At 41.8% G+C, this 13207-nt stretch carries 12 protein-coding genes; 11 read left to right on the forward strand and 1 reads right to left on the reverse strand.

Going from position 1 to position 13207, the window contains the following annotated elements; genetic code table 11:
• Positions 1–76: 76 nt before the first annotated feature.
• Genes PFZ69_RS14485 through PFZ69_RS14495 form a run of 3 tightly spaced genes read left to right on the forward strand, consistent with a single transcriptional unit; the run spans position 77 to position 3236 of the window.
• A complete protein-coding gene (locus PFZ69_RS14485; RefSeq protein WP_270181773.1) occupies positions 77–1417 on the forward strand; it encodes an acetyl-CoA carboxylase biotin carboxylase subunit in 1341 nt (446 codons plus the stop codon).
• A gap of 23 nt (positions 1418–1440) precedes the next feature.
• Positions 1441–1653 (forward strand): biotin/lipoyl-binding carrier protein, encoded by a 213-nt coding sequence (locus PFZ69_RS14490; RefSeq protein ID WP_270181774.1) that lies wholly within the window; start codon positions 1441–1443, stop codon positions 1651–1653.
• Between the two features lie 50 nt (positions 1654–1703).
• Positions 1704–3236: an acyl-CoA carboxylase subunit beta gene (locus PFZ69_RS14495; protein ID WP_270181775.1), complete on the forward strand. Its 1533-nt coding sequence runs from the start codon at positions 1704–1706 to the stop codon at positions 3234–3236.
• 85 nt (positions 3237–3321) lie between these two features.
• On the opposite strand, the gene PFZ69_RS14500 is transcribed toward PFZ69_RS14495, so the two are convergent.
• The gene (locus PFZ69_RS14500; protein WP_270181776.1) at positions 3322–3828 is read right to left on the reverse strand and encodes a hypothetical protein; all 507 of its coding nucleotides are present in this window, start codon (positions 3826–3828) and stop codon (positions 3322–3324) included.
• A gap of 177 nt (positions 3829–4005) precedes the next feature.
• Between PFZ69_RS14500 and PFZ69_RS14505 the strand changes: the two genes are divergently transcribed.
• From PFZ69_RS14505 to PFZ69_RS14540, 8 genes are all read left to right on the forward strand, one after another.
• Positions 4006–4896: a 2-dehydropantoate 2-reductase gene (locus tag PFZ69_RS14505; protein ID WP_270181777.1), complete on the forward strand. Its 891-nt coding sequence runs from the start codon at positions 4006–4008 to the stop codon at positions 4894–4896.
• On the forward strand, positions 4896–5279 hold the full coding sequence (locus tag PFZ69_RS14510) for a DUF3397 domain-containing protein (protein ID WP_270181778.1): 384 nt from the start codon (positions 4896–4898) through the stop codon (positions 5277–5279). The genes PFZ69_RS14505 and PFZ69_RS14510 overlap by 1 nt, the downstream gene beginning before the upstream one ends.
• A 103-nt stretch (positions 5280–5382) precedes the next feature.
• Positions 5383–7002, forward strand: a complete 1620-nt coding sequence (gene bshC, locus PFZ69_RS14515; RefSeq protein WP_270181779.1) for a bacillithiol biosynthesis cysteine-adding enzyme BshC — start codon at positions 5383–5385, stop codon at positions 7000–7002.
• A 140-nt stretch (positions 7003–7142) separates the two neighbouring features.
• Positions 7143–7574 (forward strand): division/cell wall cluster transcriptional repressor MraZ, encoded by a 432-nt coding sequence (gene mraZ / locus PFZ69_RS14520; RefSeq protein WP_270181780.1) that lies wholly within the window; start codon positions 7143–7145, stop codon positions 7572–7574.
• A gap of 34 nt (positions 7575–7608) precedes the next feature.
• On the forward strand, positions 7609–8538 hold the full coding sequence (rsmH, locus tag PFZ69_RS14525; RefSeq protein WP_270181781.1) for a 16S rRNA (cytosine(1402)-N(4))-methyltransferase RsmH: 930 nt from the start codon (positions 7609–7611) through the stop codon (positions 8536–8538).
• A gap of 47 nt (positions 8539–8585) precedes the next feature.
• Positions 8586–8954 (forward strand): cell division protein FtsL, encoded by a 369-nt coding sequence (gene ftsL, locus PFZ69_RS14530; protein WP_270181782.1) that lies wholly within the window; start codon positions 8586–8588, stop codon positions 8952–8954.
• 20 nt (positions 8955–8974) lie between these two features.
• On the forward strand, positions 8975–11173 hold the full coding sequence (locus tag PFZ69_RS14535; RefSeq protein ID WP_270181783.1) for a penicillin-binding protein: 2199 nt from the start codon (positions 8975–8977) through the stop codon (positions 11171–11173).
• A 62-nt stretch (positions 11174–11235) separates the two neighbouring features.
• Positions 11236–13155, forward strand: a complete 1920-nt coding sequence (locus PFZ69_RS14540; RefSeq protein WP_270181784.1) for a stage V sporulation protein D — start codon at positions 11236–11238, stop codon at positions 13153–13155.
• Positions 13156–13207 lie beyond the last annotated feature (52 nt).

Below are 13207 nucleotides of genomic sequence, written 5' to 3' on the forward strand. Positions count from 1 at the left end.
ACGTGACGGTGAATTAATGATATGATTAATGTAAGGGTTTTCAACCTGTATATTGTGCTGGGAAGGGAGAGGTATTGTGAAAAAGATATTAATAGCAAATCGCGGTGAAATTGCAGATCGCATTATTCGAACATGCAGCAGGCTAGGAATCGAAACGGTCGCTGTGTACTCTAGTGCTGATAAGGATATGCCATATGTAAGAAATGCGACACATGCGCATGAAATAGGAGATCCTCCAGCTGTAAAGTCATATTTAAATCAAGATGAAATTATTCGAGTTGCTGAAGAAGAGAAAGTAGATGCCATTCACCCAGGGTATGGATTTTTATCCGAAAATGCCTCATTCGCAAGAAGAATAGAGGAAAAAGGAATCACGTTCATTGGACCATCAGCTGACGTTGTGGAAGCGATGGGTGACAAGATCACGGCAAGGAAAACGATGATCGATGCAGGTGTACCAGTTGTACCTGGGAGCACGGAAATCGAAGACGCAGAAAAGGCAATCGCTTATGCGAATGAAGTAGGCTATCCCGTCATGCTTAAGGCTGCCGCTGGCGGCGGTGGAATCGGGATGCAGCGGTGTGAGAATGACGGTGACTTAGAAAAAGCATTCTCCTCGAGTCAGAATCGTGCCAAGGCTTATTTCGGCAACGGTGCGATGTTTGTAGAGAAGTTTATCGATGAAGCACGTCACATCGAAGTCCAAATCGTTGGTGATCACCACGGAAACATCGTACATCTTTATGAAAGAGATTGCTCGATTCAAAGAAGGAACCAAAAAGTTGTTGAGGAAACGCCTTCTCCATTTATATCACCTGAAACGCGTAATAAGATCGGAGAAGCGGCGGTCAATGCGGCTAAACAAGTTAACTATACGAATGCGGGTACAGTCGAGTTTGTCATGGACGGAGAAGAGAACTTCTATTTCCTTGAGATGAATACGAGATTACAAGTTGAACATCCGATAACGGAAGAAACAAACGGCGTCGATCTTGTTGAATGGCAGCTATTGATCGCTGAAGGTAGAGCTTTACCTCTAGCACAAGAAGAGATTTCTCCAAGCGGTCATAGTATCGAGTTCCGTTTATATGCTGAAGATCCGAACACGTTCATGCCTTCACCAGGTAAGATCGAGTCGCTCGAATTTCCGGAAGTAGATGGAATCAGAATTGACAGTGGCTACGAAAGTGGATCGACGGTATCACCTTTTTATGATCCGATGATCGCAAAGATCATTGCGAGCGGCGAGAATCGTAAGGAAGCTTTGGAGATTGCTAGAACATTTTTTAGCAAATTCCAACTTAAAGGGATTAAGCATAATGGACCTTTGTTTGAGAATCTACTGCAAGAATCTGATTTTCAAAATGGTCACTACACAACATCATACTTATCTAAAAAACTAGCTCACAAAAAATAACTAACAAAAGGGGTATGACAACAATGAACGAAATTAAATCATCAATGGCAGGTACAGTTTTAAACGTAATGGTATCTGAGGGAGACTCTGTTACGTCTGGACAAGAACTTGTAATGTTGGAGTCCATGAAGATGGAGATTCCTGTTGAAGGTACTGAAGATGGAACTGTGGCAGAAGTAAAAGTAACGATCGGTGATTTTGTAAACGAAGGCGATGTACTCGTTACAATTAAGTAGGTCAAATTGCTGAACGAGCGCTCAATCTAATGAAATGAAGGAGGTTCATCATGAATCATCTTGAAGAGTTTCTAGAAAATAAATCGAAAGAAATAGAATCTGGTGGTGCAGAGAAGTACCACCAGAAACTGAAAGAAACGAACAAAATGTTCGTACGTGACAGGTTGAATTTACTGTTCGATAATGGTCAATACACGGAAGACGGTAAATTTGCAAACAATCTTGCGAGCGACCTTCCTGCAGACGGCGTCGTGACCGCGATCGGGAAAGTAAACGGTGAAAAAGTATGTGTGATGGCGAACGACTCTACCGTTAAAGCAGGGTCCTGGGGAGCGAGAACAGTAGAAAAGATCATTCGCATTCAAGAAACAGCGATGAATCTCAAAGTGCCGATCTTGTATCTTGTTGATTCAGCCGGTGCAAGAATTACTGATCAGCTAGAAATGTTTCCTAACCGAAGAGGAGCAGGCAGAATTTTTCACAATCAAGTGAAGATGTCTGGCATGGTTCCGCAAATCTGCTTGTTGTTTGGACCGTCAGCTGCTGGTGGGGCTTACATACCTGCTTTTTGTGACATCGTGGTGATGGTAGATAAAAATGCGTCTATGTATCTTGGCTCACCACGTATGGCTGAAAAGGTAATCGGTGAAAAAGTATCGCTCGAAGAAATGGGTGGTGCGAAAATGCACTGCAGCAAGAGCGGATGTGGAGATGTTCTCGCAGATAATGAAGAGCATGCGATCCAACTTGGTCGTCAGTACTTAAGCTACTTTCCGGGCAACTTTCATAAAAGAACGCCTGAACTGGAAGGGAAGCTGCCTTCATTAGAAAAATCGATTACAGATATCGTTCCAGAAAACCAAAATGCACCTTTTAATATGTATGATTTGATCGATGCACTAGTAGATGGCGATAGTTTCTTCGAAATGAAGAAATTGTTCGCTCCTGAGTTGATCACTGGTTTCGCGCGAATCGATGGAAAGGTTGTTGGTCTCATCGCGAATCAGCCAAAAGTAAAGGGCGGGGTTTTGTTCGTAGATTCAGCTGATAAAGGCGCTAAGTTTATTCAGCTCTGCGATGCGTACCATATTCCGCTCGTTTTCCTTGCAGATGTACCAGGATTTATGATCGGTACAAAAGTAGAGAGTGCTGGTATCATAAGGCATGGTGCAAAACTAATCGCCGCAATGAGTTCTGCAACGGTACCGAAAATTTCTGTTGTGGTTCGAAAAGCATACGGAGCAGGACTTTATGCGATGGCAGGACCTGCTTTCGAGCCGGACTGCTGTATCGCATTGCCGACTGCTCAAATTGCAGTGATGGGACCTGAAGCAGCTGTGAACGCGGTTTATGCTAATAAAATAAATGCGATTGAAGATCCAAAAGAACGTATCGAATATGTGAAAGAAAAGCATCAGGAATATAAGGAACACATTGATATTTACCGGCTTGCGTCTGAATTGATCGTTGACGATATCGTTCCTGGTAATGAACTAAGAGAAGTGCTCGTCGATCGATTATCTTACTACGAGTCAAAAGAGATGAGTGCGCCTGATAAGAAACACCCTGTTTATCCAGTGTAATAGAAGAAAAAGATCCCTTAACGTTTCCGTTAAGGGATTTTCAGATGTAGAACGCTCTTGGTATTTAGAGCAGTAAGCGGTACACTTATTCATCTAATGTTGTCCGGATATCTTCTATATTGAGGTAGTGGATACTCGTGATCTTACCGTCTTCATTTGTATGAGCTGTACCTTCAACACTTAATGGTTTACTTTCGGAATTAGTAGCCGTAGTTACGTTTACTGTAAAATCAAAAGCGTCTTTATCTTCATTTTCTTTAATCGTTAATTCTCTAACTTTCAGTACATGATTAGGATGCGCCATGCGTAAGAACATCAATGAGCCGTTGTTTTTCACTATATAATTTTCATAATATCGTTCACTCATATAGGGCTTGAAATGTTCTTTATTGTATTCGGACAGTATAGTGGCGTACGTTTCTAAATCTCCATCGTAGGAGGTTATAAGCTTTTCCTGTTCTTCATCAGGTCCATTAAACTGCTTTTGTAACACGGTTCGAACGTTTTGCTCACTAGCGTTTTCTTTTAAGTTGTCTCCTCCAATAGTGGAGCACCCTATAGTGAACACTAAGACTGCTATCAAGAAAAACACAAAACACTTCCTAATGGATCGCAATCATTTTCCACCCCTTCAACAGTTTCTTACCAATACATACGAAATACCCCACTTGGCTGAACAGCACATCGTTTTTTTGATTAAAAAGGATGGAAAACTATGCTAAACTAGCCGTAGTGCATTCGGCCTATTAGAATGGAGAGGTGTATCCAATTGAACATCACGATTATCGGAGCTGGGGCAGTTGGTCTTCTTGTTGGTGCTTCATTTTCCTTGTCTGGGCATATGGTAACGATGGTCACACGACGAGAAGAGCAAGCTGATCTGCTCCGTGAAAAAGGGATTTGTTATAGAAGTGAAGGTGTAGAAGCAGTTTATCAGGTGCGAGCTTCAACTTCTTTACCTGATAATCCAGATATTGTCGTCGTTGCTGTAAAGTCTTATCAAGTTGAAGAAGTGATCAACATGATCAATCATACATATCAAAAAGGTGCAAAGCCTGAACTCTTATTCATTCAAAATGGAATGGGGCACGTTCGCTTTCTTGAAACACTACACAATAACGTTGCTTTAGGTACGCTTGACCATGGATCGAAAAAAATTGATGACATTTCAGTTATCCATACAGGTAAAGGCAGTTTGAAAATCTGCAGCTATTCTGGAGAATGGTCATTTTTAAGCACGTTGTGCGATGAAACGCTATCGATTCAGCATGTAGAGAACTGGTACAAGTTATTATCTGAGAAGCTTGTCATAAACTGTGGAATTAATCCGCTGACAGCCATCTTCAAAATTTTAAACGGTGAATTGATGACAAACCCTAGGTATTTTGCGATCTTGAGAGAATTAATAAAAGAGTCCAGTACCGTTTTGAATCTTGAATTTGAAGAATCTTTGAACAGAGTGCAAGGTGTGTGTCAACTTACAGCAGCCAATACTTCCTCGATGCTGGCAGATCTTAAAGCTGGACGAAGAACAGAGATCGATGCAATTTCAGGGTTTGTGTTAAGAGAAGCTTCATTAAAAGGGATCGATGTTCCGTACACAAGGTTTGTGTTTGATGCGGTCAAAGGGATGGAATTGAAATTGGGGGAGAGGTTGTAATGGGAGATGTTCTGATTGGCATCGTTGCAACTGCTGTGACGGTACCGCTTCTAGCCTGGTACATCGTCTATATTTTTACTGTAAAAGTAACAAAGAAGAAGAAACATTCAATCCGGCTCGCAACAGATCTATCCACGTTGTTTTTTATTCTAAGCGTCCATTTCATATGCGTAGAGCTCTTTCAACGCTCTTTTTTATGGGTAATCTTTATTCTTATGATTATGATTGCAGTTGGTTTCACTGTTCTTCATTGGAAAACAAAGGAAGATATCAGTATTAAAAGAGTGATGAAAGGAGCATGGCGCTTCAATTTTCTCGTATTTTCAACTGGATATGTTCTACTATTGCTTATTGGGTTAGCACACCGTATTGCTACGGTGTAACTCATAAGCTTTTTTTTTGGTAGCAGTGGGGTCAGTTTGATATACTAACTAAGGATTATGCAGGCGGAATACCGTATTTGTGTCGAGAAAGGAAGAAATAGCAATGAAACTCACCGAAAATTTCCTTCCGGGAACAAATGTAATTGCTACCGATTACATCGCGAGGAACAAAAGCATCTCAGCTTTTTTTGACTATACATATCAAACGAATGAGTCTTATGAAGAGCGCTACCAGGAACTGATGGAGCGTGATTTTGAACGTGCAGCTTTATCAGACCACCTCGAGGCGTTTAATCGAGTTTATCATCCAGATGAGAAGGCATTGAAAAACATCGAGAGATTGAAAAGAAAAGATGCTGTGACCGTAGTTGGCGGTCAACAGGCTGGTGTACTGACCGGTCCGCTTTACACGATTAACAAGGCAATATCCGTAATTAAACTTGCTGAAGAAAAAGAAAAACAACTTGGCGTTCCAGTTATCCCGGTATTTTGGATAGCAGGTGAGGATCATGATTTTCATGAAGTAAACCACGTGTATACGTTCAGTGAGAAAGAAACGAAAGTAGCGGTCCCTCAAAAGCAATATCGAAAACAGGCGCTTTCAGATATTGAGCTCGATCAAGCAGCGATCAAAGAATGGACGGACCACGTTCTTCATGAGTTTGGTGAAACGGATTACACGAACGACATTCTAAACTGGTTAGAAAACATCACAGATCGTTCTGCTACGTTCGTCGATCACTTTTGTCATATGATCACAGCCCTTTTCTCGAAGTACGGTCTTGTCTTGGTCGACTCAGGGAATGAGGCATTTCGGAGTCTTCAATCAAGTGTGTTTAAAACCATAATTAAAGACAATGAACGCATTAATAAGAGCGTCCTTGACCAAGCTGCCTCACTACATGAGTGTAACTACCCGGTAGAAGTTGATCTTGATGAAAATCAGGCGAACTTATTTGTGAAAGTGAAAGGTGAACGTGTTTTACTCGAACGAGAAGGGTCGCTGTTCAGAGGGAAAGCTGGAGAAGTAGAATACACAGAAGAAGAATTACTTCAGCTAGCAGAGGAAAAGCCGGATAAGCTGAGTAATAATGTCGTGACGAGGCCGATTATGCAAGATGCGATGTTTCCTGTTCTCGCCTTCGTTGGTGGACCTGGGGAACTTGCATATTGGGCATTATTGAAGTCGGCATTTCGGGTGTTTGATTATAAAATGCCGGTTATTGTTCCGAGAATGACGTTTACGTTTGTAGAACGACATATTCAAAAATATGCATCAGAGCTCTCACTATCAATAGATGACATCGTAAAAGAGGGTGTCATGTCTTACCGAAATCGCTATATTGAAAACCTCGATCACTATGGATTAGAAGAAACGTTCTCGAGTGCCGGGGAGAAGATAGAAGCTATCCATGACGATCTGAGGCAGTTAACGACTAATGTCGATAAAGGTTTAGAGCGATATTCCAACAAAAATGGGGAATTTATTCAAAGGCAGCTAGATCTTCTTAAAGAAAAACTGCAGGCAACGATTTTAGAGCGACACGAACATACGCTTATAAAATATGATGAGATCGGACTTGCATTAAAACCGAATGGTGCTCCACAGGAAAGAAAATGGAACATTGTATATTACTTGAACTGGCATGGTCCTGATTTTATCGAACGTCTCATGAACTTAGAGCTGTCACTAAACGAAAAACACAAAGTTGTGTATTTGTAAAAAAACAATGAAGTTTTCTTAAAAAATCCTGCTGATCACAGCAGGATTTTTATTTTGGTGCACGAATACATTTTCTAGTGGTGAAAAGTGGGGAGTTGTGGTAACTTAAAGGTAGAAAGTGGGGAAGGTGGGGAAAGCCAATGTTCATGGGGGAATATCAGCACACTGTTGATGAAAAAGGCAGAATGATCATTCCCGCAAAGTTCCGTGATGAACTTGGTGACACATTTGTCCTCACTCGTGGGCTTGATAAATGTATTTTTGGTTATCCTATGAAAGAATGGGAAGCCCTTGAAGAAAAAATGAAAACACTCCCTTTTACAAAGAAAGATGCTCGTGCTTTCACCAGATTCTTTTTCTCAGGTGCGACGGAATGTCAATTGGACAAGCAAGGCAGAGTAAACATTGCTGGGACGCTTAGACAATATGCTGAACTAGAGAAGGAATGCGTTGTGATTGGAGTTTCAAACAGGTTAGAGATTTGGAGTAAACCGGTTTGGGAAGACTACTTCAATGCCTCAGAAGAATCTTTTTCTGAGATTGCAGAAAGCATGATGGATTTTGATATGTAAAAGGTTAATATGCAGTGAAGGTTAAGGTGTAAACATGTTTGAACATATTACAGTATTAAAAGAAGAAGCAGTCGATGCACTAAACATTAAAGAAGATGGCATTTACGTAGACTGTACACTTGGTGGCGGAGGTCACTCTAAAGCGATACTCGACCAGTTGAGTACAGGGCATCTTTATGCATTTGACCAGGATCAATGGGCGATCGATAATGCGAAAACGGTGTTGGCTGGCTATGAAGATAAGCTCACGGTTGTAGAACGTAATTTCAGTTATATAAAAGAAGCCCTTTTAGATCTTGGAGTAGAAAAAGTAGACGGCATTCTTTTTGATCTTGGTGTTTCATCTCCACAGCTTGATAAAGGAGAACGGGGGTTCAGCTATCAGTTCGATGCAAAGCTCGATATGAGGATGGATCAATCTTCTGATCTAACGGCGTACGAAGTGGTGAATGAGTGGGAATATGAACGTCTCGTATCCATATTTTTTAAATTTGGAGAAGAAAAATTCTCGAAACAAATCGCTCGAAAGATTGAAAAAGCCAGAGAGCAAAAGCCAATCGAGACGACGTTCGAACTCGTGGAAATTATTAAGGATGCGATTCCTGCTCCTGCGAGAAGGAAAGGGGGACACCCTGCTAAGCGAATATTTCAAGCGATCAGAATCGCTGTGAACGATGAGCTTAAGGTGTTTGAGAAAGCTTTGATCGATGGGATGTCGATCTTAAACCCAGGTGGACGGATCAGTGTGATCACCTTCCATTCACTCGAAGACAGGATATGCAAGACCACGATGAAAGAAGCGGCTTCAGGGCCAGAGTTACCTCCAGGCATGCCGATCATTCCGGATGAGTACCAACCTGAAATGAAGCTGATTACAAGAAAGCCGATCATTCCTTCTGAAGAAGAGCAGGAAGGGAATCGACGTGCACGCTCAGCCAAGCTTAGAATTGCAGAGAAAATATAGATTAAAAAAGATAAATAAAACTTACAGAAAGTGTTAGGGGGAAAAGAATGAGTAACCTGGCGTATAAGTATCAACAGCAGCATTCACAAAAAGAACAAGTTGAAGTACAAAAGAAAGCAGTTTATATTCAACGTGGTAGAATCACGAAAGGAGAAAAGCTGCTCTGGATGATGCTTAGTATTGCAGTTGTAGCAGCTTCGATCATCATGATTTCCAATTATGCTTCTATCTATAATATCAATACGAGTATTCAACAGATTGAAGCGAAGCAGCAGGCTCAAATGAAACAAAATGAAGAGCTTCAGGTGAAAGTGACAGAATTAAGTGCACCAGATCGAATTATTGATATTGCTGAAGAAAAACTCGGCATGCAACTGAATGATCAAAACGTAGAAGTGATCAACAGAGGATCATAAATTCGGAGGTTTGCACTGAAATGAAGGAAACAAATAAGAACCCACATATTAATCGAGGAGCAGGGATACTGATGGCACTTTTCGTCCTGCTCTTTTTTGCTTTTATTGGACGATTTTTCTATATTGAATGGACTCAAGCGGTATCTGGAGAAAATGGTGAAAAGGTCGACTTAACTGAACTTGGGAAAGAAAAATGGACAAAAAGTAAAATTCTTCACGCTGATCGCGGAACGATCTATGATCGGACTGGTGAGAAAGCACTCGCTATGGATATTCCCTCATTCACACTTCGAGCAATCTTAAGTGAAGGCTATGAAGAACACGTGGAAGATGTTGATAAAACAGCGAAAGAACTTGCTGGGGTCCTCGATATGAGTGAAAGTGAGATTAAAGAGAGGCTATCAAAAGAAGGGCTCTTTCAAGTCGAGTTCGGATCAGAGGGAAAAGACCTTAGTTTGTCCGAGAAAGAACAAATCGAAGAGCTTGATCTTCCAGGCATCGGGTTTATCCCATCAAAAACAAGGTTATATCCAAATGATGAGTTCGCATCTCATGTATTAGGGTTCACGAATGAAAATGATGATGGCACTCAAGAGGGTCTGCTCGGTCTTGAGAAACAATTAAACAAGTATCTTCTACCTCAAGAAGGAAAAGAGACGTATCAAACGGATCGAAAAGGGTACAAGCTTCCGTATGGGAACGACCACATTTCTCCTTCAAAAAGAGGCAACGATGTTTATTTAACGATCGACGAAAAAATCCAATTGTTTGTTGAAAGAGCGATGGATGATGTGCAAGAAAACTATAATCCCGAACGTATGACCGCAATTGTAGCAGATCCAGACACAGGTAAGATACTTGCCTTAGGAACGAGACCTACGTTTGATCCTAACCTAAAGAATATAAAAGATTATACGAATATGGCTATTTCGCCATTCGAACCTGGGTCTACGATGAAAGTATTCACTCTTGCAGCAGCGATTGAGGAAGGCGTCTACAATGGAGATGAACTCTATCAATCTGGTAGATACGCAGTTCCTGGAGGTACGGTTCCCGACCACAACTATGGAAAAGGTTGGGGTAAGATTAGTTTTGATGAAGGTGTTCAGAAATCATCAAACGTTGCCATGTCCATTCTCGTAAAGGAGAAACTTGGATATGATACGTACAGAGACTACCTTTCAAAATTTGCTTTTGATAAGAAAACGGGAGTAGATCTACCTGGAGAAGGGTCTTCAAGAATCATCTATGGTGGGGACTTAGAAAGAATTTCGACAGGTTTTGGTCAGGGTTCAACGATAACACCGATCCAACAGATTCAAGCTGCCACTGCAGTTGCTAACGGTGGGAAGATGATGAAGCCATATGTAATCGAAAAAATCGTAGATCCTGACTCGAAGGACGTTAAACTTAATCACGAACCAGAAGTAGCGGGTGAGCCGATTTCTAGTGAAACAGCAAAGAAAACAAGAGACATCCTTCGCACAGTCGTAACGGAGGGTACAGGTACTCCTTATGATATCGAAGGGTATTCGATCGCTGGTAAAACAGGTACTGCTCAAATCTCGCAAGGTGCAAAAGGGTATATGAGTGGATATGGAAACAATATCTTCTCATTTCTAGGAATGGCTCCTGCTGAGGATCCTGAACTTCTCGTGTACGTAGCAGTCGATCGACCAGATCTTGAATATCCTGAATTAGGGAGCGACCCAGTTGCGACAGTGTTTAATACAGTGATGAAGAATAGTCTTCAGTATTTAAACATCGATCCGTTAGAAGAAGCTGAAGGACAAGGGTCTGAAGAATCGGATGATGTTAGGAAAATCGAAGACTTCACTGGAGAAGATAGTGAGAAAGTTGAAAAAGACCTTAAAGCGCAAGGCTTCAACGTTACCGTACTCGGAGGTTCAGGGAAGGTCGTAAAACAATCTCCTCATCCTGAATCAGAAGTTCTTGAAGGTGAGCGAATCCTGTTACGTACGGATGGAAAAGTAACGATGCCAGAAATAACCGGGTGGTCACTAACAGATGTGATGAAACTTGTTGAGCTTATGGAACTTAAACCGAACATTATGGGTGCTGGCTACGTAGCAAAGCAAGGAATAGCGAAAGGAGCTGCGGTTAAAGAAGGTGATTATCTCGTTGCTGAGCTTAAGAAACCATCACCTCCTCCTGAAGGTGAAGAAGAGGAAGAGCCAGAGGAAGAGATAACGGACTAGCAGGTCTATTAGACTAATCAATGACATATAGTGAAACGAGCATAATCAGGGAGGATGAGCTTATGCGCGTTTCCAATGTCACTGTACGTAGAAGGTTAGTAGTCGCACTACTCGTAGGTTTGTTTATATTTGCTGTGATCGTAACAAGACTCGGCTACGTTCAACTGGTCATGGGCAGCTGGCTCAGTGAAAAAGCGAAAGACTCTTGGAGCAGAAACATCCCGTTCGAGCCGAATAGAGGAGAAATACTCGACCGAAACGGTGTTCCATTAGCTACGAATATAAGTGCGCCGTCCGTGCTGATCGTGCCGAGGCAGGTGCAAAATCCGGCTTCCACTGCGGAAGCAATCGCAGCATCATTGAATACGAGTAAAGAGAAAGTGTACGAAACGATTACTCAAAAACAATCGATGGTATGGATTCGACCAGAAGGCAAGAAGATGACGAATGAAAAGGCGAATGAGATTCGTAAGATGAACTTACCTGGTGTTTATATTGCTGAAGACAATAAGAGGCATTATCCCAACGGTGCTTTTTTATCACACGTACTTGGGTTTAGTGGTATTGATAATCAGGGACTTACAGGAATTGAACTCTACTATGATGAAGAATTGAGTGGTCAGCAGGGGCAGGTCGAATATTATGCGGATGCCAAAGGTAAGAGAATGCCTTCGCTTGCTGATGACTACACAAAGCCGATCGATGGATTGGATTTGCGTTTGACGATCGATTCTAAAGTGCAAACAATCATTGAACGAGAACTAGATATCGCCGAGGCAACCTATAATCCTGATGGTGCTGTTGCAATCGCGATGAATCCGAACACAGGTGAAATTCTTGGGATGTCCTCAAGGCCGGACTTCGACCCGGAAAATTTTCAAGATTTCTCACCAGACATATGGAACCAGAACAAACCTGTTTGGAGCACATATGAACCCGGATCAACGTTTAAGATCATCACACTTGCAGCCGCGTTAGAAGAGGGCAAGGTCGATCTAGAGAAGGATCATTTTCATGATCCAGGCAGTATTGAAGTAGCGGGTCGAAAGCTAAAGTGCTGGAAAAGTGGGGGACACGGAAGTCAAACGTTTTTAGAAGGTGTGCAGAACTCTTGTAACCCAGGTTTCGTGATGCTCGGAGAACGACTTGGTAAAGAAAAACTATTTTCATATATTCACAAGTTTGGATTCGGTGAGAAAACAGGGATCGATTTACAAGGTGAAGCAAGTGGAATCCTTTTTGACGTAGAAAATGTAGGCCCATTAGAACTTGCGACGACAGCTTTTGGTCAAGGAGTTTCGGTTACACCTATTCAACAGGTAACAGCAGTGTCAGCAGCAGTTAATGGGGGAACATTATACGAACCTTATATCGCAAAAGAATGGATCGATCCTGATACTGGTGCTGTAATCAGTAAGAATACGCCACAGGTCAAGCGTCAGGTAATCTCAGAAGAAACATCTAAAGAAGTAAGGCACGCTCTTGAAACCGTAGTAGCTCTTGGAACAGGTAAGAACGCATTTGTGGAAGGATATAGGGTTGGTGGAAAAACCGGTACGGCTCAGAAGGCTAAAAATGGTGCATATTTAAAAAACAACCACATCGTATCGTTTATCGGAATTGCCCCAGCTGATGATCCACAAATCGTCGTCTATACAGCGATCGATAATCCAAAAGATACACTTCAATTCGGTGGGGTAGTAGCCGCACCAATTGTTGGAAATATCATAAATGATAGTTTGACGGTTATGGATGTTCCGAAAAGGGAAGATCAAATTGAGAAAGAGAAAACGTGGTTAGACGAAGAGACGATCGAGATGCCAAATCTTGTAGGGATGACTTCTGAAGAAATCAGGGAAGCAATGTACAATTTGAAGATTGAAGCGAGTGGTGAGGGAGACACGGTTATTGCACAAGCACCTGATCCAGGTGTAAAATTACCTGCAGGCTCTGAAATCAGACTTTATATGGGTGACAAATAGCCACTCTGTGAGTACAATAAGTATGAAACAAGCCAAGGCATATGCTCTTGGC

The organism is Alkalihalobacillus sp. CinArs1, assembly GCF_947387515.1.
Lineage (GTDB): Bacteria > Bacillota > Bacilli > Bacillales > Guptibacillaceae > Guptibacillus.